Genomic DNA, 25,566 nt, shown 5'->3' with positions numbered 1-25,566 from the left:
TCGTTAAAGGGAAAGTGATGAAAATGAAACTATCAACCAATCTACAGAGAACACCTGGCTTTACCGCCCTGGCCGCCATAGTGGCGGCGGCCTTCATCGGCCTGAGCGGATGTGAGGCGACAATGCCGAAAATGGGAGGATCATCCGGACACACGGTGACCGGCGCCGCAGGCGGCGAAACCTCGGAGGGCGCGAATAGCGCGTTGGAGAGCTGCGATGAGACACTGGGCACGCTGGCCGTGGTTGAAGATCAGTCCGCCCCCTGGTGGGCCACCTACAGGCATCGCTATCCCACACTGGGCACCACTGTCCCGGTTCTGCGCACAATGATCCAGCAATCCAACTGTTTCGTTGTCGTCGAACGCGGCAGAGCGATGAATAACATGATGCAGGAACGCGCCCTGATGAAGTCTGGAGAAATGCGCCAAGGGAGTAACTTCGGCAAGGGTCAGATGGTTGCTGCCGACTACACCATGAATCCGAGTATCCAGTTCTCAGAAAAGGGCACTGGTGGCGTCAAGGGCATTGTCGGCGGTTTGTTCGGATCCGTTGCCGGCGCACTGGCTGGCGGATTGAAGTCCAACGAGGCCGCCACCACCCTGCTGCTGGTGGACAACCGCTCAGGGGTGCAGGTTTCATCCTCTGTGGGTAATGCAAAGAACTTTGACTATAACCTGTTTGGCGGCCTGTTCGGTGGCGGCGCTTTTGGCGGCGCAGGCGCATTCACCAACACCCCGGAAGGCAAGGTGATTACCGCAGCCTTCGCCGATTCCTTCAACCAGATGGTCAAGGCGCTGAGAAACTACAAGGCACAGACAGTCAAGGGTGGCCTGGGCAAGGGTGGACGCCTGAAAGTCGGCAACTGAGTCGATCACCGCCTCTGATCCAGAGGCCTAGCTATAAAGGCGGCCCTTGGCCGCCTTTATCATTTCCGCATCGGAGCCAAACCCGGCCAATTACATATGGCTTGATGCATCACGGCAATCATATAACTTTTGGGAATCATCCTCCCAGCAGACACCGACTGCTCCGTTGCGAATTTTGCCAGTTGCATGCGGATAGTGTATTTTCCGCCAATGCCGACACCACTCCTCTTGATTCTCTGTACCGCACCGGACAGGGAGACTGCACTTAAGCTCTCCAGGTCTTTGCTAGAGCAGAGGCTGGCAGCCTGCGTCAACCTCTCCCCGCCCGTAACCTCCGTATACCATTGGCAGGGAAAGCTGGAAGAGTCTGAGGAAATCCTGCTGCTGATCAAGACAACAAAACAACAATATAACAATGTGGAGGCAACGCTCCGGGCACAACATCCCTATGAACTTCCGGAAATCATCGCAGTCCCTGTAGAGCAGGGGCTGGACGATTACATCGACTGGGTGGAGAGATGCACAAAAGAATAGACTTAATAACGATGTTCCTGATGCTGCTGGTGTTATCCAGCCTGAGCATGGCGGCATGGAACGAGGAAGACCTGTTGTTGCCCGACCAGGCCTTCCAGATCTCCGGCCGCACCGATGGCACGGAAAAGCTCCTCGTAGAATGGCGTATTGCCGACGGCTACTACATGTATCGCGACAAGATCCAGTTCGACAGCGACACTATAGGCATAGAAATCGGAGAACCGAAACTATCGCAAGCCAAGATAAAGAACGACGAATTCTTCGGCGAGGTCGCCGTCTACCGCAATAAAGCCACTGCGGAAATCCCGATTCGTCGCATGCAGGGATCCCAGGAGACACTATTGTTAAAGGCCCGCTCTCAGGGCTGCGCGGACCTGGGAATCTGCTTTCCCCCGCACATGCAGGAGATACGACTGGCACTGGAGCCGATGGCGGCCGGCAATCGCACCGCAGCTGTCGCTGAGCCGTTATTCGACATCGGCGATTCAGCTTCGAATCAACTGTTTGACAACAATATCGAAGATGACCTGCTGGATCCGGAAGAGGCCTATAAACTCTCGGTAACCGTCGAGGATGGAACCCATCTCCGCCTCTACTGGAGTATCGCTGAAGGGACCTATCTCTATCACGATAAGGTTACACTTTCCGCAGGCGAGAACCAGGGAATTGCCCTGGGTCAGTTCACACTGCCTGATCCGAAGATCAAGCAGGATACGGTAAGACCCGATGGCACCATTGGCGAAGTTGCCGTTTACCACGACGAGATAGACCTCATCCTGCCGCTGGTAAGAAGCAGCACGGAAGCAACAGAGGTCACCTTGAACGTGGGTTATCAAGGATGCGCCGAGATCGGCGTATGCTATCCGCCTATAAACAAGCAGTTCACCCTCGCACTGCCAGCCATCTCCGAGGCTGAGGCAAACGAAACCATAAGCCCCGCCGGCACCCCACCGACCGCATCCTCCAATGAGCCGATCTCTGAACTGGACGAGATCACCGAAACCATGAAAGGCGGGTCAATCCTGCTTATCATCGGCCTCTTTTTTCTACTCGGGCTGGGATTGGCATTTACACCTTGCATCTTTCCCATGATCCCCATTCTTTCCGGTATCATTGCGGGTCACGGCGACAAGATCACCACACAAAAGGCCTTCATACTATCACTGGTCTATGTATTGGCGATGGCGATCACCTATACCATTGCAGGGGTTCTGGCCGGAATGTTCGGCGAAAACCTGCAAGCCTATTTTCAGAACCCATGGATACTCAGCGCCTTTGCCTTGGTCTTTGTCCTGCTGGCCCTGTCAATGTTTGGTTTCTATGACCTGCAACTGCCCAGCAGCCTGCAGAGCCGTCTTACCGAAGTCAGCAACAGGCAACAGGGCGGCTCCCTCACCGGGGTTGCCATCATGGGATTTCTCTCTGCCCTGATAGTCGGCCCATGTGTCGCACCACCGTTGGCGGGTGCGCTTATCTATATCGGCCAGACCGGTGACGCGCTGCTGGGAGGCTTGGCCCTGTTTTCCCTCAGTATGGGCATGGGAACGCCGGTGATCGCAATCGGCACCTCCGCCGGTAAGCTGCTGCCGCGTGCCGGCAGTTGGATGGATGCCGTCAAGGCCGTATTCGGTGTCGCCCTGCTGGCTGTCGCCATCATCCTGCTTGAACGTATCATTCCGGCCGATATCGCTATGCTGCTCTGGGGCATCCTCTTCATCGTCTCCGCGATCTACATGGGAGCCCTGCGCAATCTGGAGATCGAGGCAAGTGGTTGGCAGAAGCTGTGGAAAGGTCTCGGTTTCGTGTTTCTGGTATACGGAACATTGATGCTGGTCGGTGCTGCTGCAGGCGGTAAGGATACCTTGCAGCCACTTCGCGGGATTGCCATAGCTGGAGGCTCTGGCAGTGCCCAGGGTCATCAGGAACTTCAATTCAAACGCATCAAAAGCTTGGACGACCTGCAACGTGAAGTCGCTTTTGCCAGCAGTCAGGGGAAACCGGTGATGCTGGACTTCTATGCCGACTGGTGTGTCTCCTGCAAAGAGATGGAGAAATATACCTTTTCCGATCCCCAGGTGATCGATGCGCTCGCCAATACACACCTGCTGCAGGCCGATGTCACCGCCAATGACGACATCGACCAGGCATTGCTGCAGGGGCATTTCGGCCTACCCGGCCCGCCTGCCATCATCTTTTACGGCAGTGATGGACGGGAGCGCAAGAACTACCGGCTCGTGGGATTCAAGCCCGCCGAGGAATTCAGCGCCCACGCAACCAGAGCCATACAGTAATTTGCGACGATCTTGGCATGTACTGCATTGAAACTGGACAAAATCGCGCTGATCTTGCAGAATCTAGCGATTCATAACCCACCCTCCTGAATCCCTGTGATGGGGAACGGCACCAGAAACAATAGCTGGGGGGTGTAGACGTATTTCTCTGCCCTGGAATATTGGATAATGGCAAACATCCTGGTACTGAATGGCCCGAATTTGAATCTGCTCGGCACCCGGGAACCCAGTCATTATGGTCATGAGACACTGGATGCCATTCGCCAGCGCCTGGAAAACCGAGGCAGAGAGTTGGGATTCGACATTGACTTCCGCCAAAGCAATGCGGAACACGAACTCCTGGCGTGGATACATCAGGCAAAACAATCGAATGTCTGTTTCATCATTATCAACCCGGCTGCATTCACCCATACCAGCGTGGCGCTGAGGGATGCATTATTGGGAACAGGCATACCCTACATAGAGGTCCATCTCTCCAACGTGCACGCCAGAGAGGAGTTTCGCAAACACTCCTATTTCTCTGACAAGGCCGAAGGTGTCATTACCGGCCTGGGTGCGGAGGGCTATGAACTCGCCTTGCAGGCCGCTGCCAAACGGCTCAACAAATAATTCTTAGAGACAGGTCAACATGGATATTCGCAAAGTAAAAAAACTTATTGAGTTACTCGAGGAGTCAGACGTCGCGGAGATCGAAATTCATGAAGGGGAGGAGTCGGTCAGAATTAGCCGCCAAAGCTCGATTCCCTCAACGATAGCCATCCCCAGCATGCAGCCTCAGGTTGCGGCAGCCCCGGCGCCCGCACCGGCAGCAGCACCTGCCACTACCGGCGCCCCCGAACTGCAAGCCGCAACCGAGGAGATTCAGGGGCACAGTGTAAACTCACCGATGGTGGGTACCTTCTACCGCTCACCCTCGCCCGGCAGCAAGCCGTTTGTGGAGGAGGGCCAAACGGTCGCTGTGGGTGACACCCTGTGTATCATTGAGGCGATGAAGATCCTCAACCAGATAGAGTCCGACAAGGCCGGTACCGTTAAAAAGATACTGGTTGAAAACGGTCAACCCGTCGAATACAACGAACCGCTATTCATCATTGATTGAGTGAAACCATGATAGATAAGATCGTAATCGCCAATCGTGGTGAGATAGCTTTGCGCATCCTGCGCGCCTGTAAAGAACTCGGTATCAAGACAGTTGCCGTACACTCCGAGGCTGATCGTGACCTAAAGCATGTGTTGCTTGCCGATGAATCCGTATGCATAGGTCCCGCCCCCTCCAGCGATAGCTATCTGAACATTCCAGCCATCATCAGTGCCGCCGAAGTCACCGACTCGGTTGCCATACACCCGGGATATGGTTTTCTTTCAGAAAATGCCGATTTCGCAGAACGGGTGGAAAACAGCGGCTTCATCTTTATTGGCCCCAAGGCCGATACGATCCGCACCATGGGCGACAAAGTGGCCGCCATCGAAGCCATGCGCAAGGCCAATGTGCCGACAGTGCCGGGCTCGAACGGTCCGCTGGACAACAATGCCAAACGCACTAAGGATGTGGCGAACGAAATCGGTTATCCGGTCATCATCAAGGCTGCCGGCGGCGGTGGCGGCAGAGGCATGCGAGTGGTGCATACTGAAGCAACGCTGCTGAATGCAGTTGCCATGACCAAGGCCGAGGCCGAGGCCGCATTCGGAAACGGCACAGTGTATATGGAAAAGTTCCTCGGCAATCCCCGCCACGTAGAGTTTCAGGTCCTTTCCGACACCCATGGCAATGCAATTCATCTTGGAGAGCGCGACTGTTCCATGCAACGCCGTCACCAGAAGGTGGTGGAAGAGGCGCCTGCGCCCGGCATTACCGAACAACAACGCAAAGATGTGGGTGAACGATGCGCCGAGGCCTGCCGCCAGATCGGCTATCGGGGAGCGGGTACGTTCGAGTTTCTCTATGAGGACGGCGAGTTCTACTTCATTGAGATGAATACCCGGGTGCAGGTGGAGCACCCGGTCACCGAACTGATCACAGGTATCGACATCGTAAAACAACAGATTCTCATCGCCGCGGGGGAACCCTTGAGCTACAAACAGGATGAGATCAAGCTTCAAGGCCATGCGGTGGAGTGCCGAATCAATGCCGAGGACCCGGTAAAATTTCTTCCCAGCCCCGGCACCATCAGCCAACTCCATACCCCCGGTGGTCCAGGCGTTCGTGTCGACACCCACATTTACAATGGCTATAGAGTGCCTCCCTACTACGACTCCATGATCGGCAAGCTTGTCACCCACGGGGAGACCCGTGATTCGGCTATCGCCAGAATGCGCATCGCCCTGCAGGAGATGGTGATCAGCGGTATCAAGACAAACATACCACTGCACCTGGATATCATGCGTGACGCCGCCTTCAGAGAAGGAGGCGCCAACATCCACTACCTGGAAAAGAAACTGGGACTATAGAAGAGTTTTGAGTTGTGAGTTATGAGTTTTAAGTTGAGAAGGGCTTATCCCTCAACTGACTGATAGCTAAAAACTCACAACTCAAAACTCATAATATGTGGTTGCAACTCTCAATCGACTGCAATGAGAAGGAGGCCCCCCTGCTGGAACTGGTCTTCGAAAACCTCGGCGCCCTGTCTGTCACCCTGGGCGACGCTGGTGATCAGCCGCTGCTTGAAACCCCACCGGAGTCGACCCAGCTGTGGCAACATACCCAAGTCACTGCACTGTTCGAGGGAGATCAGGAGCCGCTGAAGCTGCGCAATGCCCTTGCTACGGTCCTCGATCCCGAAATGGTCGGCAGACTCCGATGGGAACGCATAGAAGACAGGATCTGGGAACGGGTGTGGCTGGATCATTTCAAGCCCATCTCATTCGGACGGCGCCTGTGGGTATGTCCGGCAGGTGATTCGATCGATCAACTGAATGCAGTTGTGATTAAACTCGATCCAGGACTGGCCTTCGGTACCGGCACGCACCCCACCACAGCACTCTGCCTGGAATGGCTGGACGCTCAGGACCTGGCGGGAAAGCGCATCATAGACTATGGTTGTGGCTCAGGTATCCTCGCGATCGCTGCACTGAAACTTGGTGCGTCCTCCGCCGTTGCCCTCGACCATGACCCTCAGGCCTTGATAGCCAGCAGAGACAATGCGGAGAAGAACAGCGTTTCGGATCGACTCCTGACATGCCTGCCGGATGAACTGCCAAATGGAACGTTCGACCTGTTGGTTGCCAATATTCTCGCTGCCCCATTGATCCAACTGGCCCCCGATTTTGCGCGGCTCATCCGACCCGGCGGTCGGTTTGCCCTCTCCGGTATACTCGCAGAGCAACAATCCGAGGTAGCGCCTGCCTACCAGGCATTTGCAACCCTGGAGGCATCCAAACGGCAACAGGAATGGCTGCTATTGAGCGGTACAGTCAGCTGTCAATAGTACTGCGACGAAGAGAACTGCAGCCTCAAGCCGCTTAAATCATCCATACAGAAAGCTATATTCCGGGGTTATGATCACTCTTCCCTGCAATAAGCGAATAGTCATATCCAGGTCTTGCGGATGCCGCTAAAATCAGTCCGAATTTACCACAAAGGACTTGCCTGCCGTTTGGCTTCGGTCTAACGTAGAGGTGTTGAACGGTGACCTGAAAATCGACCTCAACCCAGGGTTCGTCACCGCTCAATTGGATAGTGCAAGGGATTTGTTCCCTTGTTCCACTGAAGATACCCATTGAATACACACAAAGGTCTGCACGGCCTTAGCCATTACAACAGCCAAACATTAATTGAAGCAGAGATAGAAAGTAATCCGCCACATGTTTACCCAGTGCCAACACTGTCTAACCATGTTCCGCATCACACCGGAACAACTTAAGGCCGCTGACGGAAAAGTACGCTGTTGTCAATGCAACAGTGTATTCAACGCACTGCATAAACTTATGGAATTTCCCACATCATTTACCAATGATGATGATTTACAGGAGGAGTTGGCGCAAATTGACCAGAATGGAGACGTCGCAGCCCCGCAACCATCGAATGGGGAGGCAAACTCGGATGGGCTTGTTATTGAATCGAGCTTGGTCAGTGACAGCGAAGTCGAGAAGTCACTTGACGCCTTGGCTGACGAAGAGCCCCCCGTCCAGCAATTGAGTGAAGAATCAATCCTTGAAGTGGATGAGAATAGTTCTGAATTCGATAGTCAAAACCAATTCCTTCTTGAGCGTGATGACGGACTCGAAACGGAACCGGATTATTTTGCCGCTGGTACCGAATCGCAAATGTCCGAACTACTCGATCGGGATTCCGCCTCTCTGCTTCTCGAAGAAAAAGGTGCGGATAATCGGTTAGCAGAGGTTATTTCATTCGATAACCATGACAAGGAATCTCTTGCTGAACCAGAACCAAGCACATCAAGCGAAGAAACGATTACCGGTACTGACTCGTCAAACCCGGTCGAGGTACCGACCGATGAAGAAGAATCGACGGGCACAGTCGATGAATCCCCCGCTGAGGAAAAATCGATACTATCAGACGAGAAGCCCGAGCAAGAGATATCGCCGGAATCCATACCACTGGAACAGGATTTCATCCCCACCGAGGAAGAGTCTATACAGTCACAGGAGTCGCTGGATGAGGAGACCCGCTTTACGTTTGAGGAGGAGTTTGAAAGACCGCAACCCAGCCGCTACAGAGGCTATTGGATTATCGGCTCATTACTCCTGCTGCTCCCTCTCTGCGGACAGATCACATGGTACTTGAGGGACAGCCTCGTCTCCCACTATGCCGGAAGGCAGATTCTCCAGGGCGTCTGCAACCTGGCGGGTTGCGAGGTGCCCATACGCCGTGATACCGAACAGATAATCATCAGTGATCGCGCCCTCACCGCTCACCCGGAAAAGGAGGGTATTTTGTCACTCAAACTCGAGATGGTGAATGCAGCGGCCTTCCAACAACCCTTTCCAAGACTGCAGTTAAGCCTCTACAACGATATGGGTACAATCATAGCAAGGCGTACCTTCCTGCCGGATGAATACAAGGCCGATCAATACCAGTCCAACCCGATGATGCCAAAATTAAGAACCATGCATGTAGAACTCGAACTGCAAGATCCGGGCAATGAAGTTACCGGCTTCAAATTCGACTTCCTTTAGCGGCTTCAGTCTGCCGGATCAGTGCAGATAGTCACTTCTCTTCCACTATACCGGTTCCTGCTGTCAGGTCTTATCGGTGAGTAGCATATGGCACTGTCTTTCACATGGAAAAGTGCCGACGACTCCCTCTGACGTTACTCTGAATATCCCTATACGCCACTCTTACGAACGAATATCTCATCTTAGTAATCCAGTCATATCTTGTTAAATAATATATCCGCCCGGATTGATAGCCCATCATTCACCGCAATAGTTTAAACAATAGAATCATTCTGAGATTCAGTGAGACAGTGGCTATAAGAGTTTCGCGTCAACGCCACTATCCGACCAATGCTCCAGCGATAGTTCAGTGCGGTAATGAAAGGTCAATGGCATAAGCAAACCCTAACGGTGTCGCATCGAGATAGAGACATTCGGTGAGGTGACTGTAAAAAAGTTCGACACCTGATTATCAGACAGCATCAGTAAGGAATTAAATTCTACACAATGAATTTACATTTCCCTTCTGATTGCCAGTTATAGGCCATCATTTACATATCTGCCTAAGATTTAAGAGCTTACTCACCACCCTTCCAGCCGATTCACAGGTAGACCCACAAACGCCATTTGTATCAGATCAATTCATACTCAATTTGCCTTTGATTCCGCCAACAATTAGCGGTAGTATCCCACACCCTCCTTCTCCAAGACGGACCCCCTGATGAGTGGCATTCTGAATGCAAATTGGACCCTATAAATTAGAGAACAATCTGCTATTGGCGCCCATGGCCGGCGTCACGGACAGACCCTTCCGGCAACTCTGCAGGGAGATGGGCGCTGGGCTTGCCGTTTCGGAGATGGTCTCTTCTGATGCCTCCCTAAGAGGAACAAGAAAGACTGTCCGACGTCTCGATCTCGAAGGTGAAACGAGTCCTGTCAGTGTACAGATCGTCGGCTCCGATCCGCATCAGATGGCGGAAGCGGCACGGGCCAATGTCGCCAATGGTGCGCAGATAATCGATATCAATATGGGATGCCCGGCAAAAAAGGTTTGTAAGCGCACCGCAGGATCTGCGTTGTTGGAGGATGAAAATCTCGTAGGAAAGATATTGGAGGCGGTTGTCAGTGCCGTCGAGGTACCTGTGACATTGAAAATCCGCACAGGTACAGATCCCGAAAACCGCAACGGTGTACGTATCGCGACCATCGCGGAAGCAGCAGGTATCCGAGCCCTCGCCATTCACGGTCGCACACGTGCGTGCAGGTTTTCAGGTGATGCAGAGTACGAAACAATCAGCGACATCAAGCAATCAGTCAACATCCCGGTTATCGCGAATGGGGATATCGATTCACCACAAAAAGCCTCATTTGTTTTAAAACGAACCGGGGCCGATGCCCTGATGATAGGTCGCGCTGCGCAAGGACGCCCTTGGATTTTTGATGAGATCAACCACTATCTACACACCGGCAGTGAGATGCCGGAACCTGATCTCGAATGGGTTGCCGGTATCCTTATCGGACATGTCAGGCAACTGTATGATTTTTATGGGGAGTACCTTGGCATACGTATTGCGCGCAAGCATATCGCCTGGTACAGCAGGGGGCGCCCTGACGGCGCAGTTTTTAGGAACAAAATAAACTACACAGAGTCTGCGGAACAACAACTGCAGGCTATCCGTAACTATTTTGATTGCCTACAAAACAATGGGGAATTGGCGGCATGATGACTGATGCGGTTCTTAGCAAAAAAGAGAATCAAGAGTATCTGACAGTCACACACAGTAAGAAATCAGAACCCTTACGCCAGTGTGTCAGTGATGCAATGCAACGTTATTTCAATAACCTTGACGGGCATGGTGCAAACAACCTTTATAGACTGGTGATGAACGAGGTGGAGGCGCCATTACTCGAAAGTGTCATGAAACATACCGGCGGCAACCAGTCCCAGGCAGCATCCATTCTAGGTATCAGTCGAAGCACCTTGCGCAAGAAACTCTCACAATACGACCTCGACTGAAGCCGGCTTACACTTACTTGGAAACTTCAACATGGCATCGATTAAACGCGCCCTGATCAGCGTTTCAGACAAAACCGGGATTGTGGAATTCGCCCGCAATCTCGCTGACAACAAGATTGAGATCCTTTCAACTGGCGGTACCGCAAAACTGCTGACGCAAAATGATATCCCGGTCATCGAAGTCTCAGAATATACCGGCTATCCGGAAATGATGGATGGCCGGGTCAAGACCCTGCACCCAAAAATTCACGGCGGAATACTCGGACGGCGAGGCATCGATGACGGTGTCATGAAAGAGAACGGTATCGGTGGTATCGACCTGATCGTGGTCAATCTCTACCCCTTCGAAGAGACAGTGTCCAATCCCGATTGCGATCTTCCGACGGCAATAGAAAACATCGATATCGGCGGTCCCACCATGCTTCGCGCAGCGGCCAAGAACCACAAGGATGTAACGGTGATCGTCGATGCACTCGACTATGACAGGGTGCTGCATGAAATGAGGGACAACAACAACGAATTGAGCAGTGCCACCCGATTCGACCTTGCGGTAAAGACCTTCGAACATACCGCCCGCTACGATGCCGCCATTGCCAACTACCTTGGCTCGCGTCTGGGGGATGAAGTCAGCGATTTTCCACGCACGCTGTCCCTTCAATTCAAACAGGCACAGACCATGCGCTATGGGGAGAACCCCCACCAGAAGGCGGCCTTCTTTGTCGAGCACAGGATCGATGAGGCGAGCGTGGCCACGGCCAAGCAACTGCAGGGCAAGGAGCTCTCGTACAACAATATCGGTGATACCGACGCCGCATTGGAGTGTGTTAAGAGTTTTGACGAAGGACCCGCCTGCGTCATCGTCAAACATGCCAATCCCTGTGGTGTGGCATATGGCGCCAACATGCTGGAGGCCTATGATCGCGCCTACACTACCGATCCCGAGTCGGCGTTTGGCGGCATTATCGCCTTTAACGGTGAACTGGACGGGGAGACGGCAAAAACCATCATCGACCGCCAGTTCGTTGAAGTGATCATCGCACCGAAGATCTCGGCGGCGGCCATCGAGGCTGTCAGCAGCAAGAAAAATGTACGCCTGCTGGAGTGTGGTGAATGGCTCAGTGAGGCAATCCACCGCACCGAATACAAGCGGGTCAATGGCGGCCTGCTGGTCCAGGATGCCGATCTGCAGCTGACCCACCACATCAAGGTTGTGACCCAAAGGCATCCCACAGAGCAGGAGATGCGTGATCTGTTGTTTACCTGGCGCGTCGCCAAGTTCGTCAAGTCAAACGCCATCGTCTATGGCAGGGATGGCATGACCATCGGTGTCGGCGCCGGCCAGATGAGTCGGGTCAACTCTGCGCGTATCGCCGCAATCAAAGCGGAACACGCCTCGCTTGAAGTCAGGGGTTCGGTGATGGCCTCGGATGCGTTCTTCCCATTCCGCGACGGCATAGACAATGCCGCAGAGGTCGGCATTACTGCCGTCATTCAACCCGGTGGATCGATGCGCGACGATGAGGCGATCGCCGCCGCCGATGAGCATGACATGGCGATGGTATTCACCGGTATGCGCCACTTCCGTCACTGATGAATATTCTGGTCATCGGTTCGGGCGGCCGTGAACACGCCCTTGCCTGGAAAGCCGCGCAATCGGATCTGGCGGATAAGGTCTTTGTCGCCCCCGGCAATGCCGGCACGGCCCTCGAAAAGAAGCTCGAGAATGTGGAAATCGATGCCGACTCGATCGATGAACTGATCGAATTCGCGAAGGCCAAACAAATAGGACTGACTATTGTCGGCCCGGAGGCGCCGCTGGTGAACGGCATCGTCAATGCCTTCGAAGCAGCCGGTCTGCACTGTTTCGGGCCAAGCAAGGATGCGGCGCAACTGGAGGGTTCAAAATCCTTCACCAAAGACTTCCTCGCACGCCACGACATTCCCAGCGGCAGCTACCGGACCTTCACCGAGATCGATGCCGCGCTGACCTATCTCAACCAAGTTGGCGCTCCCATCGTCATCAAGGCGGATGGCCTGGCGGCCGGAAAAGGCGTCATTGTCGCCATGGACATCTCTACCGCTGAATCAGCGGTCCGCGACATGCTGGCGGGCAATGCCTTCGGCGAAGCCGGTCATCGCGTGGTCATCGAAGAGTACCTGGAAGGTGAAGAGGCCAGTTTCATTGTCATGGCCGACGGTAATCATATCCTGCCGATGGCAACCAGCCAGGACCACAAGCGGGTGGGTGATGGCGATACCGGTCTCAATACCGGCGGGATGGGGGCCTACTCTCCAGCACCCGTGGTCGATGACACCATCTATGAGAGGATCATGCAGCAGGTAATCCGGCCCACCGTCAAGGGCATGGCCGAGGAGGGCATGCCCTATACCGGATTCCTCTACGCCGGATTGATGATTACTGCGGACGGCACACCCAAGGTTATCGAATACAATTGTCGCTTTGGCGACCCCGAGACACAACCGATCATGTTACGCATGCGTTCCGACCTGGTTGCGCACTGCCTGGCCGCACTGGATGGAAGGCTTGACAAGGAGCGGACCGAATGGGATTCCAGAGCATCCGTGGGTGTTGTGCTGGCGGCAGGCGGCTATCCAGGCCCCTATGAAAAAGGCAAGGTCATCAGCGGCCTCCCTGAATCCGCCGACCCCTCCTGTAAAGTCTTCCACGCCGGCACCAGGCTGGATGACGACAGGGTCGTCACCACAGGTGGACGGGTATTATGTGCCACCGCTCTGGGAGAAAGCGTCACATCGGCACAACAGAGCGCCTACGCATTGACCCGCTCTATCCATTGGGATGATGTCTATTACCGCACCGACATCGCATACCGTGCGATTGCCAGGGAAGAGCGCAATTGAAGCATTGGGTTGCTACGGCTGCCTCCATCTTCAGCACACACACCATTCGTGTATTGCTGGCAATGGCGCTTCTGGTGATCAGTTATCTCGCGTTCACGCCCCTGGATACCCCCGTCGTCACAGAGTTCAATGACAAGCTGTCCCATATTGTGGCCTTTTTTGCGCTCGCCTTTCTGGTCGATTTTTCATGGCCTCGATCAAAATGGAAACCGATAAAATATCTACCGCTCTTCGGTTATGGTCTTTTCATCGAGGTAGTGCAAGCCTTCATACCTCATCGTATATTCTCCACCTGGGATTTGGTGGCGGATATCCTGGGGCTGCTCATCTATCCACTGCTGTTACCGTTACTGTTACGGATCCCCCTGATCCAGGCACTGCGTAACGGCGCTTCCAGGAACCGTACACACTAGACCAATCGGCTCTGATACACCTGAAGGGCCAGGGCTGTTTTCTCACTCTAGAGTGCCAATTGGATCAGTATAAACAGGCCTTGAATAGTCTCTACCCGCCATCTCGATCAACAGCATATTATCGATTTGGGTTATAGTTAATCTATATGTCAGTGGTAATCGTCCGGTTATTTTCAGACCCTTATCGTTCAGTACCACAACCAATACAGTGCTTCGTCTGTCATGAGCAAAGTCAAACACAGTGCTTTCAAGTATGATTTTCTAGGCTCAGATCCAAAGGACATCCAACGATCGGCCTCCAATCACCTCGTCTACACCATTGGCAAGGATCCCTACACCGCCACCGATCATGATTGGATGATGGCATTCAGTCATGTGATTCGTGACCGCCTGATTGAACGCTGGATGGAGACCCAGCGTAACTTTTACAGACACGACGCCAAGCGGGTCTACTACCTGTCGATGGAATTTCTTATTGGGCGCAGTCTTATCAACAGCTTGTTGAATATGGATATTCACGATGCGTGTACCGAGGCCCTGCATAAACTCGGCATCGAACTTGAGCGGTTACGCAACCTTGAGCATGACGCGGCGCTTGGCAATGGCGGACTCGGACGCCTGGCCGCATGCTTTCTCGACTCCATAGCCAGTTTGAACATTCCCGGATACGGCTACGGTATCCGTTTCGAATATGGCATGTTCAGACAGAAGATCGAAAACGGCTGCCAGGTCGAGCTGCCGGAAAATTGGCTGATACACGATAACCCTTGGGAGTTTCCCCGCCCAGAGGTCTCCTACCGGGTCCGCTTCGGCGGGCGAGTCATGGAGTATCAGGATACAACAGGCCGGCGCCATTTTGATTGGATAGAGGGCGATGTCGTGATCGCCCAGGCCTATGACACCCCGATACCCGGTTATAAAAACGATACCGTCAACAATCTCCGACTGTGGAGCGCCAAGGCCTATGAGGACTTCGATCTAAACCGGTTCAATGAGGGAGAGTATACCGAGGCCGTCGTCGGCAAGACCCTGTCCGAGAACATCTCCAAGGTACTCTATCCCAACGACAGCTCCACTATGAACAAGCGCCTGCGGCTGAAGCAGCAATACTTTTTTGTCTGCGCCTCACTGAAGGATATTCTACGCCGCTTCTTCACCGATCATGACAGTCTGAGCGAACTACCGAATAAGGTGGCAATCCAACTCAACGACACCCACCCAGCCATCGCCATCCCGGAGATGATGCGACTGCTGATGGACAAGCACCACCTCGAATGGCAACCTGCCTGGGAGATCACCACCCGGGTCTTCTCATACACCAACCACACCCTGCTGCCCGAAGCGTTGGAGACATGGCCGGTGGATATCTTCGAACAACTGTTGCCAAGGCACCTGCAGTTGATAATGGAGATCAACCGGCGTTTTCTGCTGATGCTCGGCCACCTCCACCCGGGGGACATGGATATCCTGCGCCGCCTCTCCATCATCGATGAAGGCAACGGACGACGAATTCGCATGGCCCACTTGGCGATCATCGGAAGTCACAAGGTGAATGGCGTCTCGGCACTCCACAGTGAGCTTCTGCGCAAATCAACCTTTAAGGATTTCAACAGCTTCTATCCCGGCAAGATCATCAACATCACTAATGGGATTACACCACGACGCTGGCTCTATCAATCCAACCGGGGGCTCTCAACACTGATCAGTGATGCCATTGGTCCGGAATGGATCAGAGACCTCAGCCAGATAAAACAGCTTGAATCACTGGCCGAAGACAGTGCCTTCCAGGAGAGATTTTGTGCCATTAAGCAGGCAAACAAACAACGCCTTGCCAAGTTGATCCTGTACTATTTGGACAGCAAGGTTGACTCAAACATGCTATTCGACGTTCAGGTTAAGAGAATTCACGAATACAAACGTCAACTGCTCAACCTATTTCGCGCCATAGCCCTCTACAATCGCCTACTGGATGATCCCAACGCAAATCACGTGCCACGCACCATCCTGTTCGGGGGTAAGGCGGCACCTGGCTATACCATGGCGAAACTGATTATCCGCCTCATCAATGATGTGGCCGACGTCATCGACAACGACCCGGCTGTAAGCGATCGCCTGAAGATCCTTTTTATCCCCAATTACGACGTTACCACCGCTTCGGATATCATCCCCGCGGCGGAACTCTCGCAACAGATCTCCACAGCCGGCATGGAGGCATCGGGTACCGGCAACATGAAACTTGCCCTCAATGGCGCCCTGACCATGGGAACCATGGACGGTGCCAATGTAGAGATGCAAGAGAATATCGGTGCCGATAATATTTTCATCTTCGGTTTGACGACAGAAGATATTACAAGACTAAATCGACAGGGATACCAGCCCCGGCGTTATTATGATTCGGACCCGGTATTGAAACGTATCATCGACATGATCGCCAACGGCTTCTTTTCACCGGAAGAACCGGCGCGCTATCGTATGATCACCGACAATCTTCTCAACAAAGATCATTTCAAGGTAATCGCCGATTTCAAGAGCTACCTTGAAGTAAGTGACCGGGCCGACCAGCTGTATCTCAACACCGCCGAATGGAACAGGCGGGCAATTCTCAACACTGCCCGTATGGGCTATTTCTCCAGCGACCGCACCATCCAGGAGTATGCTGAAAAAATCTGGCATGTGAAGCCGATCAGATAGATTTTTAACTATACCGAGCCTAACGAAACCACCGTCGGAGATAGAATGGCGGTCGACAATACGAACAGGTGCAGTCAGCATGATTTTTAGGATATAATTCCCAAATACACCATCTCGACGATTACGGTTCAGGGAGTGTACACGATGAAACGGCACCGGGAATGGCTGACCGCACTGATCATATTACTGTCATTGACCGCCTGTGGCGGTGGTGGTGGCGATGACAACGACGATGACGATGATGACCACCACAACGGATCGGGAGTATCACAGGCAACGGGCAGCCATCGCGTATTGGCATTCAACGATCTGGGCATGCACTGCGCCGATCTGGACTACTCGACCTTCGTCATCCTTCCGCCTTTCAATGTCATACATACCCAGGTAATCGAGCGTGGCGCAACACCCCGCATCCTCGATGCATCGAGCGTCAATGTCCACTACCTGGCCATTGCGGATGGCAACGGCTCCATCAACACTACCAGCCAAAACCTGGCGGGAAGCGTCAGCAAGACAAACTTCTGGGACATCAATCCCGCCACCGGCAATAGCTTTGTCAGCGACTTGTTCGGACTCAATCCGGCACCGGATGAGGGCCTGCTCTTTGGCCAGTCGATGCCAGGCATTCTGAATCCCTATAACACAAACGATGCGCAGGCCTTCAATCACTATGACCCGGATAAAAAATGGTTTGCCGCCGATGGCGTACCCATACTTCCCATCGACGATTCCGGGCAGCTGAATGCCTATCCGCTGATGCGGGTCACCGCCAGCAAGTCGGATAATCCGGATGCCCTTGCCAGCCTGGATGTAGTGCTGCCTGTCGCCTCCGAAGCGGATTGCCAGAACTGCCATGCCGCGGGAGAGATCGCCGCCCCTCTCGACAGCAGCATCGATTTCATCCTGCCCGACGACATCAATGATCCAAACAGTGTTTTACAAGCTGCGAAATGGAATATCCTGGCGCTGCACGACGCCGAGCACGGCACTGACCTTATCAATGCAACTCCCGTTTTATGTGCCGGTTGCCACTACTCGGCGGCACTCGATCTCACCGGCGCAGGCCCCACCGGCCAGCAATTGAGAGTGGATACCATGTCCCAGGTCATGCATGGTCACCACGGCCGCTTAATAGACCCGGATACCGACCAGGCACTGTTCCCGGTAGATGGCAGCCTGGAGGAGACCTGCTATCAGTGCCATCCGGGTAAGGTGACCCAATGTCTCAGGGGTGCAATGGGTGCTGCAGGCATCAGTTGCCAGGACTGCCATGGCAGCATGCTTGCGGTGGGTGGCGATGAACGGCGGCCCTGGCTGGATGAACCCCGCTGCGAATCCTGCCACACCGGCGATGCGAACAGCCACCTGGGTGATTCCCTGCGCCTGACCCAAGCCTGGGAAGATGATATCGATACCGCCACACCCCGCCTGGCCGGTAACAAGAGATTTGCTGAAAATAGCGGTACGCTCTATCGAAACAGCCTCGGACATGGCGGCGTTGCCTGCCAAGGTTGTCACGGCTCGACCCATGCGATCTGGCCAAATCCACTCGCTTCCGCCAACGATAACCTGGCTGCCAATCAGCTTCAGGGTCATGCCGGGACGCTGAGCGAATGCAGCAGCTGCCACACCAGCCTGCCCCTTACTCTTGACGGCCCCCATGGCATGCACAACGTCAACAGTCGTGGCTGGAACCTTGAACACGAGGAGTTCTACGAAGACAACTCCAATGCCTGCAAAAGCTGTCATGGACAGAACCTGGAGGGGACTGTCCTCTCGATGACCGCGGCAGACCGGACCTTTCTCAGTGATGATGACGGGGAGAGGTTCCGCTTCGTTGCCAAAGGCACACCGGTGAGTTGTACTTTATGTCATGAAAGACCCGATTAAGCCTCCTCCGGGATCGCTCCGCACATATAGAAGACGTGGATCAAAGTGCTGACAGACAAGCCGGAAGGCGGAGTTGACTCAATCGAACAGGCTATCGAAATGCCCGCTGTCACCGCTGGCTTCGAGCTGCCTGAAAAATTCTGCGGTGCGCTGCTGCAATGTTGAGAGTGATGACTGTCTCACCAACTCCCTGGCTTCGAGCAGCGCGCTGGGCTGCATACTCAACTCGCGCAGTCCCATACCGATCAATAGTCTTGCATAGCGAGGTTCACCCGCCATCTCGCCGCACATGCTGACCGGAATACCCGCCCGGTTGGCAGCATCGATGGTTCGCTGTATCAGATGGAGCACAGAAGGGTGGAGCGGGTCGAAGAGGAAATTCACCTCCTCATCCATGCGGTCGACCGCCAGGGTATATTGAATCAGGTCATTGGTACCGATCGAGAGAAAATCGAGGTGGCGGGCAAAGCTGTCAGCCGCCAACGCCGCAGCCGGCACTTCGATCATCCCGCCTATCGGGATATCGGCATCAAAGGGCAAATCCGCATTGTGCAGCTCCTCCTTGGTCCTCTCGATCATCCGCAAAGCCTGTTTCAGTTCCTGGATCCCCGACAGCATCGGCAGCATCAATCTCACCGGCCCCTCGGCGGAGGCACGCAGAATCGCCCTGAGTTGCGGTATGAACAACTCGGGCTCCTTCAGGCAGAGTCGAATCGCACGCAGGCCCAAGGCAGGGTTGATAGCCGGCATACAGCCTGAGTCAGTGATACTTCCGGTGGTCTTGTCCATGCCCAAATCGAGGGTACGGATGGTGAGGGGGATACCACCCAATCCCTTGACGGCTTCGCGATACGCCTCCAATTGCTCCTCTTCTGTTGGCGGTGTTGGCCGGTTCATAAAGAGAAACTCGGTGCGGAACAGACCCACACCATCTGCCCTGTTATTGAGCGTGATCTCAATATCTTCCGGCAGTTCAATGTTCGCGTGCAAAAAGATCTGCTCACCATCTATCGTGAGTGCCGGCAGATCGACTCGGCGCCGCAGTTCCTCCTCTCTGAGACGCCTCTCCTCGATGCGCTGGCGATAATAGTCGAGGATTCGCGGTGTGGGGTCCGCAAGCACCACACCCTGCGCCCCATCGACCACCAGCTGTTCCCCATGCCTGAACAGAGAGGTCGCCTGGTGAATACCCACAACCGCGGGAATACCCAGACTGCGCGCTAGAATCGCGGTATGAGAGAGAGGGCCGCCAAATTCGGTAACGAAGGCAACGACACCCTGGTTCTTCATCATGATGGTCTCGGCGGGTGTCAGGTCCTTGGCCACCACGATCCGCCCATTCAGGTCACTCTGTTGTTGCGGCTTGCCTCCCGCGAGTACAAACTGCACCTGACCCACCACATGATCCACATCATCCTTGCGGGTTCGCAGGTAAGGATCATCCATCTCGTCGAACACCCTGACCAACTCATCCCTGCGTACCTGTAACGCCCACTCGGCACTAAACAGATTCTCCCTGATGAGATTGATCGTCGCCTGACTGATGGCATAGTCCTCCAACATCAACAGGTGGGTATCGATGAATTCACTGATATCCAATGCCGTGTTGGTCGGTATCTGTTCGCGCACCAGACGCAGGTGGTTGCTGGTGATATGCAGGGCGTTTTCGAAGCGTTCGATTTCGCTCTGAATCAAATCCTCGCTGATCTCACGATGAGTAACCTCCGGAATGCCCTGCTGCAGCAGATAGACATCACCTATCGCGACTTCGCGAGAGGTGTTGATACCTATACCCTGGCAGGATAGCGTCACTGATCTTCTCCGAATCGTTCGTTGATCAGAGAGATCAACGCCTGCATTGCCTCCTGTTCGTCACTACCTTCAATCTCAAGATGCAATGTGGAGCCCTGATTGGCTGCCAGCATCATAACGCCCATAATGCTTTTACCGTTCACGCGCTGACCGTTACGATTCAGAAAAACGTCGCTCGAGAAGCTGTTGGCGCAGCTCACCAGTTTTGCCGCCGCGCGGGCATGCAACCCCAGTTTGTTTATGATTTCAATCTCTTTATCCAACATACGCTTCGCTATTTATTAAGGGTTTCACAGCAGATTATTCCCTCTTTCCCGCCACTCATCGCCTTCTCGGTCAACCCGTCGAGATCCATGGTTTGATAATTGAGGGTTCGTATCAACATTGGCAGATTGATACCCGAAATCACATTTACCCGCCCCTTGTCCGCCAAACTGTAGGCGATGTTGCTGGGTGTGGAACCATACATATCAGTAAACACCAACACTCCCTGGCCCTGGTCCAACCGCTCGATCAATCCGCTGGCCTGTTGGACAAGTTTTTCCGGATTGCTGTCGATGCCGACAGGCAGGGTCTCAACAGCCAGTGGCGCACCTTCAAGCATCTTCCCCGCGGTCTCCAGCATTGCTTCCCCGATCCTGCTGTGAGTGATGAGCAGCAGGCCGATGGTCATGACAGTTCCCGATGTCGGCTCATGACATCCAAACCCGCCTCAGAAAAGTGTTTTGCCAGCCGTTCCACTAAAAACACGGACCTATGCTGACCCCCTGTACATCCCACGGCAATAGTGAGATAGCTACGCCCATCCGCCTCGAACGCCGGTATCCAGCGGGCCAGGAAATCGATCATGTCGGAAAGCATGCCGGTCACCTCTTGATGAGCCGACAGATAGTCCGCTACCGGCGCCTCCATACCATTGTAGACACGGAGTTCTTCCTGCCAATAGGGATTCGGCAGACAGCGGGCATCAAACACAAAATCGACATCCCTGGGTAGACCGTGTTTGAAGCCGAAGGATTCGAACAGTATCGATACCCTGCCCTCATCCCCCCCGATACGGTGTCGCACCAGGTCACGCAGTTCATGAAGATTGGTATAGGTGGTATCAAGTCGCAGGTCTGCCGCTTCGATCACCGGCGACAGCAACTCCCGTTCATAACGAATTGCCTCTGGCAGTGAGCGCTGTTCATTCGTCAAAGGATGTTTACGACGGGTCTCGCTGAAACGCTTGATCAATGTATCGGCTTTGGTATCAAGAAAAAGCATTTTACAGTCGAGCCCGCGCTGCCGGATATTCTCCACCATCTCCGGCAGGGTGGATAGCTGACTAGACTGACTGCGGGCATCGATGCTCACCGCGGTCTTGTTGAAAATGGCCTCCGGATTGCCGATAAGATGATCAGCCATCGAGATCAACAGCGAAATCGGCAGATTATCGATGCAATAATAGCCCATGTCCTCCAGGGTATGCAGGGCTATGGTCTTGCCTGAACCCGACATGCCGCTGACGATTTGCAGTTTGATCCCCTCGGACATGATTGTCTCTTATTGATCCTGATCGATATAGATCTGTTGACGATCGATGAAGTCCTGTGTGGCATTGTAGCCGTCAAGCATCAACATATGCTGTCTCACAGCTGTCTCCACCAGAATAGCCAGATTCCGACCGGCGGCTACCGGCAGACTTGTCTGCGGTATATCGACCCCCAGCATCGAGCGTTTTGAATGGCAACCTTCGAGACGATCCATTTCATGCAGTTTCTTGTCATCGAAGTGCAGCAGGTCAATGATCAAATGCAACTCTTTGTTGGGTTTTATCGCACTGTTTCCGAACATAGCGCGGATATTAATCATCCCTAAACCGCGTACTTCCAGGAAATCCTGCAACACCTTCGGACAGCGGCCGATAAGTGTATTACTGGCGGATTTGTAGATCTCTGTTGCATCATCGGCGATCAAACAATGGCCCCGTGAAATCAATGCCAATGCGAGTTCGCTTTTACCGATCGCCGGATCACCGCTGAGCAATACGCCCCTGCCAAGGACCTCCATGTAGACCCCGTGCACCAGCAGTTTTTCACCCACCGGCTGACTGAAGCGTTCCAATAGGCGATTTATCACCTGATTGTCGGGTTGAGGGGTATAGAAAAGCGCAATACTCCTTTCCAGTGCCTGCTCCTCACATTCCTGAAGCGGTTTCAGTCCATCGGTGAATATAAGCGATGCGGGGGAGGCCTTGAACAGTACCTGTAGATAATCATGATAGACATCCTTTTCATCATTCAACAGATGTTCCCTTTCCGGCGGCCCGATAACCTGGATCTGATTGGGCCGAACCAGATTGAGGGGACCTGCGGGTGGCTTTCCATGTTGAGATTCAATATCCAGAACGATCTCAGTGTCCCCCCCTTCACCATTCCAGCTCAGCGAAAGCTCGCCGGCCAGCTCTTCATAGAGATCCCGAATGGTATAGATTGGCTTCATTAAGAGGAGATTATAGCTTCCCGTTGCTGGATCAGTTGATAAAGATCTTGCGCAGTTGTCGCTTGCCTCAACTCACTACAGAAATCGTGATCGTCAAACATCTGCGCCAGTTTGGCCAACAATTGCAGATGCTCATCGGTCGCCTCTTCCGGCACCAACATGGCGAAGGCAAGATCAACCGGTTGATTGTCGATGGCATCGAAATCGATTCCCTCCGGCAGTTGGACAAACGCCGCGAGAGCCTCGGTGATATGCGGCATGCGGGCATGGGGAAGTGCTATACCCTTGCCCAAACCGGTACTGCCCAGCCTTTCACGCTCAAGGAGCGCATCAAAAACCATATCTTGATTGAGATCTGGAACAGCCTCGGCCAGTCGCTGACCGAGCTGTTCCAATACGCGCTTCTTGCTGGCCGCCTCCACATTGCAACCGATCCGTTCTTCCACAAGATAACCGTTTGGAAACATGGAAACCTCGCCAGTTCAATCAGCCCGTATTATTCAGACGCATATTTTACGCCGCTTCCGGCGCGATGACTTTTCATTTTCTCCTTGTGCTTCAGCACCTGTCTATCCAACCTGTCCGTGAGCAGATCTATAGCTGCATACATGTCTTCCTGTACAGAATCCGCATAAACACTCGCACCGTTCACTTGCATTGTGGCTTCTGCCTTCTGCCTCATTTTTTCCACACTCAGGATAACGTGAACATTTATCACATTATCGAAATGGCGCTCCAGGCGCTCAAATTTACTATCCACATAGCTTTTCAAGGCATTGGTTACATCCACATGATGACCGGTCACGCTAATTTGCATAATTTTCTCCTATCTTAGATGAGGTTACCCATCACCCTGCCTGACATGACTAAATGGCGACAAGCCACATTTACAGTATATGCTGTTTGGCAATCCTCATAAGCCTTGTGCCTGGTTGCATCCGCAAAGGGATTACTGTCAACAGCCGGTGATCAGTCGCGCATTCAACTCCTATATCAGACGTTTACGTTCGTTCGACGGTGGAATACCCATCGACTCACGGTACTTTGCCACTGTCCGACGGGCAACTTCGATACCCTGATCGGACAAGAGGGCGGCAATCTTATTGTCACTGAGAGGCTTGTTGGGAATCTCAGCGGCAATCATTTTTTTTATCAGCGCACGAATTGCAGTAGACGAGCACTCACCTCCCGCACTGGTGCTGACATGGCTGGAAAAGAAATACTTGAACTCCAGCGTACCCCTGGGTGTATGCATATATTTCTGTGTCGTCACACGGGATATCGTCGATTCATGCATCTCCAGCGCCTCGGCGATATCCCTCAATACCAGAGGTTTCATCGCCTCCTCTCCATGCTCAAAGAACCCCCGTTGATACTCTACGATTTTACTCGCCACGCGTAAAATAGTTTCGTTTCTGCTCATCAGGCTCTTAATGAACCACCGGGCCTCCTGCAGATGGTTCTTCAAAAAAGTATTGTCTTTACTCTGGTCCGCGCGTCTGATCAGATTGGCATAGCCGGTGTTTACCCGCAGTTTCGGGGTCACCTCGCCATTCAGTTCAACCACCCATCGGCCGTTGCGCTTACTCACGAACACATCAGGTATGACATATTCAGGTTCGCTGCTCGCAATGAGTGTACCCGGATGGGGATTGAGCGTACGAATCAGCTGCATCACTGCCGCCAGCTCGTCCTGATCGATCTTCATCCTACGCATGATCTGGTTCTGGTCCTGCGCGGTCAGGAGGCTGAAATGGTCCTTGCAAAGCCTGATTGCCGACTGTAGATAGGGGGTCGATTCGGACAGTTGATTCAACTGGATAAGCAGGCAGTCCTGAGGACCCTGGGCGCCGACACCGGGTGGATCGAATGCCTGTATTCGATGCAACACCGCTTTGACATCGTCAATGGTGGCCTCTTCATCGTTCAGCGACTGCAGCACCTCCTCCAGATCTCCGGTGAAATAACCATCCTCGTTGATGCTGTCGATGATGGTTGTGGCGACATAGATATCCTGCGGAGTGAAGGGAGTCAGATTCATCTGCCACAGCAGATGGTCTTGTAGCGTCGTGGCGCTACTGTTCTGTATCAAATAGTCGTGGTCATTACTCTCGCCACTGCCACCCGTCGTCGGCTGATAGCTGTCATAGACATCGCTCCATTCACTGTCGACCGGCAGTTCTTCAGTCACCTGAGACGCATCAGTCTGGATTTCACGTTCATTGTTGATGTCGTTACTGCTCGAACCCTCTGCCGCTGAATTTTCCGCCGCCCCGTTGTCAGCGCCCTCATTCTCCTGAGTGCTGTTTTGTTGACCGAACTCCTCCTCCACTTCGAGCATAGGATTGGTCTCGATCACCTCCTGAACCTCCTGACTGAGGTCGAGAGCAGACAGTTGCAGCAGGCGTATTGCCTGCTGCAACTGTGGTGTCATGGTGAGATGTTGTCCGAGTCGGAGCTGTAGCGCCTGCTTCATCGCAGATGATATCTTTGGACCTGGTATGTTATTTGTATGTCTTTAACTTCATTCTAGCTAAAAAAACTCACCGAGGAAAAAGATTTTCTCCCCGGAA

23 protein-coding genes and 1 pseudogene are annotated in these 25,566 nt (G+C 53.5%); 16 read left to right on the top strand and 8 right to left on the bottom strand.

Translation table 11 applies throughout. From position 1 onward, the window contains the following. Positions 1–23 precede the first annotated feature (23 nt). The 16 genes and pseudogenes from AB8516_RS14420 (at position 24) to AB8516_RS14345 (ending at position 18,697) form a co-directional block, all read left to right on the top strand. Positions 24–866 carry a CsgG/HfaB family protein gene (locus tag AB8516_RS14420; protein WP_369161693.1) on the top strand — a complete coding sequence of 281 codons (843 nt, stop codon included), beginning with the start codon at positions 24–26 and terminating at the stop codon, positions 864–866. 210 nt (positions 867–1,076) lie between these two features. Continuing rightward, positions 1,077–1,400: a divalent-cation tolerance protein CutA gene (gene cutA, locus AB8516_RS14415; RefSeq protein WP_108291496.1), complete on the top strand. Its 324-nt coding sequence runs from the start codon at positions 1,077–1,079 to the stop codon at positions 1,398–1,400. Continuing rightward, positions 1,385–3,691: a protein-disulfide reductase DsbD gene (locus AB8516_RS14410; RefSeq protein ID WP_369161691.1), complete on the top strand. Its 2,307-nt coding sequence runs from the start codon at positions 1,385–1,387 to the stop codon at positions 3,689–3,691. The genes cutA and AB8516_RS14410 overlap by 16 nt, the downstream gene beginning before the upstream one ends. A gap of 168 nt (positions 3,692–3,859) precedes the next feature. Further along, on the top strand, positions 3,860–4,300 hold the full coding sequence (gene aroQ / locus AB8516_RS14405; RefSeq protein ID WP_108291367.1) for a type II 3-dehydroquinate dehydratase: 441 nt from the start codon (positions 3,860–3,862) through the stop codon (positions 4,298–4,300). 19 nt (positions 4,301–4,319) lie between these two features. Further along, positions 4,320–4,790, top strand: a complete 471-nt coding sequence (gene accB / locus AB8516_RS14400; protein WP_108291369.1) for an acetyl-CoA carboxylase biotin carboxyl carrier protein — start codon at positions 4,320–4,322, stop codon at positions 4,788–4,790. Between the two features lie 8 nt (positions 4,791–4,798). Then, positions 4,799–6,139: an acetyl-CoA carboxylase biotin carboxylase subunit gene (gene accC / locus AB8516_RS14395; protein ID WP_108291371.1), complete on the top strand. Its 1,341-nt coding sequence runs from the start codon at positions 4,799–4,801 to the stop codon at positions 6,137–6,139. Between the two features lie 95 nt (positions 6,140–6,234). After that, positions 6,235–7,116: a 50S ribosomal protein L11 methyltransferase gene (prmA, locus tag AB8516_RS14390; protein ID WP_369161688.1), complete on the top strand. Its 882-nt coding sequence runs from the start codon at positions 6,235–6,237 to the stop codon at positions 7,114–7,116. A 376-nt stretch (positions 7,117–7,492) separates the two neighbouring features. Continuing rightward, positions 7,493–7,591, top strand: a pseudogene (locus AB8516_RS14385) (MJ0042-type zinc finger domain-containing protein); the annotation flags it as partial. A gap of 24 nt (positions 7,592–7,615) precedes the next feature. After that, positions 7,616–8,827: a DUF3426 domain-containing protein gene (locus AB8516_RS14380; RefSeq protein ID WP_369163292.1), complete on the top strand. Its 1,212-nt coding sequence runs from the start codon at positions 7,616–7,618 to the stop codon at positions 8,825–8,827. A 716-nt stretch (positions 8,828–9,543) separates the two neighbouring features. Further along, positions 9,544–10,530 carry a tRNA dihydrouridine synthase DusB gene (dusB, locus tag AB8516_RS14375; RefSeq protein WP_369161686.1) on the top strand — a complete coding sequence of 329 codons (987 nt, stop codon included), beginning with the start codon at positions 9,544–9,546 and terminating at the stop codon, positions 10,528–10,530. After that, entirely contained in the window at positions 10,527–10,823 is a 297-nt protein-coding gene (fis, locus tag AB8516_RS14370) for a DNA-binding transcriptional regulator Fis (protein WP_108291377.1), read from the top strand. The genes dusB and fis overlap by 4 nt, the downstream gene beginning before the upstream one ends. A 31-nt stretch (positions 10,824–10,854) precedes the next feature. After that, positions 10,855–12,414 (top strand): bifunctional phosphoribosylaminoimidazolecarboxamide formyltransferase/IMP cyclohydrolase, encoded by a 1,560-nt coding sequence (gene purH, locus AB8516_RS14365; RefSeq protein WP_369161683.1) that lies wholly within the window; start codon positions 10,855–10,857, stop codon positions 12,412–12,414. After that, on the top strand, positions 12,414–13,703 hold the full coding sequence (purD, locus tag AB8516_RS14360; protein WP_369161680.1) for a phosphoribosylamine--glycine ligase: 1,290 nt from the start codon (positions 12,414–12,416) through the stop codon (positions 13,701–13,703). The genes purH and purD overlap by 1 nt, the downstream gene beginning before the upstream one ends. After that, positions 13,700–14,116 carry a VanZ family protein gene (locus tag AB8516_RS14355; protein ID WP_369161677.1) on the top strand — a complete coding sequence of 139 codons (417 nt, stop codon included), beginning with the start codon at positions 13,700–13,702 and terminating at the stop codon, positions 14,114–14,116. Before purD ends, AB8516_RS14355 begins: the two co-directional genes overlap by 4 nt. 222 nt (positions 14,117–14,338) lie before the next feature. Then, on the top strand, positions 14,339–16,807 hold the full coding sequence (locus AB8516_RS14350) for a glycogen/starch/alpha-glucan phosphorylase (RefSeq protein WP_369161675.1): 2,469 nt from the start codon (positions 14,339–14,341) through the stop codon (positions 16,805–16,807). 144 nt (positions 16,808–16,951) lie between these two features. Next, positions 16,952–18,697, top strand: coding sequence for a cytochrome C (locus AB8516_RS14345; protein WP_369161673.1), 1,746 nt, complete (start codon positions 16,952–16,954; stop codon positions 18,695–18,697). 78 nt (positions 18,698–18,775) lie between these two features. Here AB8516_RS14345 and ptsP read toward each other — a convergent pair whose 3' ends face one another. From ptsP to AB8516_RS14305, 8 genes are all read right to left on the bottom strand, one after another. Further along, positions 18,776–20,509: a phosphoenolpyruvate--protein phosphotransferase gene (gene ptsP, locus AB8516_RS14340; protein ID WP_369161671.1), complete on the bottom strand. Its 1,734-nt coding sequence runs from the start codon at positions 20,507–20,509 to the stop codon at positions 18,776–18,778. Beyond that, the gene (locus tag AB8516_RS14335) at positions 20,506–20,775 is read right to left on the bottom strand and encodes an HPr family phosphocarrier protein (protein WP_069124123.1); all 270 of its coding nucleotides are present in this window, start codon (positions 20,773–20,775) and stop codon (positions 20,506–20,508) included. Before AB8516_RS14335 ends, ptsP begins: the two co-directional genes overlap by 4 nt. A gap of 8 nt (positions 20,776–20,783) precedes the next feature. Next, a complete protein-coding gene (locus AB8516_RS14330; RefSeq protein WP_108291389.1) occupies positions 20,784–21,182 on the bottom strand; it encodes a PTS sugar transporter subunit IIA in 399 nt (132 codons plus the stop codon). Continuing rightward, positions 21,179–22,045 (bottom strand): RNase adapter RapZ, encoded by an 867-nt coding sequence (gene rapZ / locus AB8516_RS14325; protein WP_369161669.1) that lies wholly within the window; start codon positions 22,043–22,045, stop codon positions 21,179–21,181. Before rapZ ends, AB8516_RS14330 begins: the two co-directional genes overlap by 4 nt. A gap of 9 nt (positions 22,046–22,054) precedes the next feature. After that, the gene (gene hprK / locus AB8516_RS14320; protein WP_369161667.1) at positions 22,055–22,993 is read right to left on the bottom strand and encodes an HPr(Ser) kinase/phosphatase; all 939 of its coding nucleotides are present in this window, start codon (positions 22,991–22,993) and stop codon (positions 22,055–22,057) included. Then, positions 22,993–23,460 (bottom strand): PTS IIA-like nitrogen regulatory protein PtsN, encoded by a 468-nt coding sequence (ptsN, locus tag AB8516_RS14315; RefSeq protein ID WP_108291395.1) that lies wholly within the window; start codon positions 23,458–23,460, stop codon positions 22,993–22,995. The genes hprK and ptsN overlap by 1 nt, the downstream gene beginning before the upstream one ends. A gap of 29 nt (positions 23,461–23,489) precedes the next feature. Continuing rightward, a complete protein-coding gene (gene raiA, locus AB8516_RS14310; protein WP_108291397.1) occupies positions 23,490–23,810 on the bottom strand; it encodes a ribosome hibernation-promoting factor, HPF/YfiA family in 321 nt (106 codons plus the stop codon). Between the two features lie 171 nt (positions 23,811–23,981). Further along, complete coding sequence (locus AB8516_RS14305; RefSeq protein ID WP_369161664.1) at positions 23,982–25,469, bottom strand: RNA polymerase factor sigma-54; 1,488 nt, start codon at positions 25,467–25,469, stop codon at positions 23,982–23,984. Positions 25,470–25,566: the final 97 nt, after the last annotated feature.

Source organism: Candidatus Thiodiazotropha sp. LNASS1 (assembly GCF_964212655.1).
In the GTDB taxonomy this organism is placed as follows: domain Bacteria; phylum Pseudomonadota; class Gammaproteobacteria; order Chromatiales; family Chromatiaceae; genus Thiodiazotropha.
This window is presented reverse-complemented; position numbering and strand designations above follow the sequence as displayed.

What these genes read in the sequence shown, in the direction of transcription:
- AB8516_RS14420 (WP_369161693.1), top strand. Translation starts at nt 24, where the DNA reads ATGAAACTATCAACCAATCTACAGAGAACACCTGGCTTTACCGCCCTG.
- cutA (WP_108291496.1), top strand. Translation starts at nt 1,077, where the DNA reads ATGCCGACACCACTCCTCTTGATTCTCTGTACCGCACCGGACAGGGAG.
- AB8516_RS14410 (WP_369161691.1), top strand. Translation starts at nt 1,385, where the DNA reads ATGCACAAAAGAATAGACTTAATAACGATGTTCCTGATGCTGCTGGTG.
- aroQ (WP_108291367.1), top strand. Translation starts at nt 3,860, where the DNA reads ATGGCAAACATCCTGGTACTGAATGGCCCGAATTTGAATCTGCTCGGC.
- accB (WP_108291369.1), top strand. Translation starts at nt 4,320, where the DNA reads ATGGATATTCGCAAAGTAAAAAAACTTATTGAGTTACTCGAGGAGTCA.
- accC (WP_108291371.1), top strand. Translation starts at nt 4,799, where the DNA reads ATGATAGATAAGATCGTAATCGCCAATCGTGGTGAGATAGCTTTGCGC.
- prmA (WP_369161688.1), top strand. Translation starts at nt 6,235, where the DNA reads ATGTGGTTGCAACTCTCAATCGACTGCAATGAGAAGGAGGCCCCCCTG.
- AB8516_RS14380 (WP_369163292.1), top strand. Translation starts at nt 7,616, where the DNA reads ATGGAATTTCCCACATCATTTACCAATGATGATGATTTACAGGAGGAG.
- dusB (WP_369161686.1), top strand. Translation starts at nt 9,544, where the DNA reads ATGCAAATTGGACCCTATAAATTAGAGAACAATCTGCTATTGGCGCCC.
- fis (WP_108291377.1), top strand. Translation starts at nt 10,527, where the DNA reads ATGATGACTGATGCGGTTCTTAGCAAAAAAGAGAATCAAGAGTATCTG.
- purH (WP_369161683.1), top strand. Translation starts at nt 10,855, where the DNA reads ATGGCATCGATTAAACGCGCCCTGATCAGCGTTTCAGACAAAACCGGG.
- purD (WP_369161680.1), top strand. Translation starts at nt 12,414, where the DNA reads ATGAATATTCTGGTCATCGGTTCGGGCGGCCGTGAACACGCCCTTGCC.
- AB8516_RS14350 (WP_369161675.1), top strand. Translation starts at nt 14,339, where the DNA reads ATGAGCAAAGTCAAACACAGTGCTTTCAAGTATGATTTTCTAGGCTCA.
- AB8516_RS14345 (WP_369161673.1), top strand. Translation starts at nt 16,952, where the DNA reads ATGAAACGGCACCGGGAATGGCTGACCGCACTGATCATATTACTGTCA.
- AB8516_RS14335 (WP_069124123.1), bottom strand. Translation starts at nt 20,775, where the DNA reads ATGTTGGATAAAGAGATTGAAATCATAAACAAACTGGGGTTGCATGCC.
- AB8516_RS14330 (WP_108291389.1), bottom strand. Translation starts at nt 21,182, where the DNA reads ATGACCATCGGCCTGCTGCTCATCACTCACAGCAGGATCGGGGAAGCA.
- rapZ (WP_369161669.1), bottom strand. Translation starts at nt 22,045, where the DNA reads ATGTCCGAGGGGATCAAACTGCAAATCGTCAGCGGCATGTCGGGTTCA.
- hprK (WP_369161667.1), bottom strand. Translation starts at nt 22,993, where the DNA reads ATGAAGCCAATCTATACCATTCGGGATCTCTATGAAGAGCTGGCCGGC.
- ptsN (WP_108291395.1), bottom strand. Translation starts at nt 23,460, where the DNA reads ATGTTTCCAAACGGTTATCTTGTGGAAGAACGGATCGGTTGCAATGTG.
- raiA (WP_108291397.1), bottom strand. Translation starts at nt 23,810, where the DNA reads ATGCAAATTAGCGTGACCGGTCATCATGTGGATGTAACCAATGCCTTG.
- AB8516_RS14305 (WP_369161664.1), bottom strand. Translation starts at nt 25,469, where the DNA reads ATGAAGCAGGCGCTACAGCTCCGACTCGGACAACATCTCACCATGACA.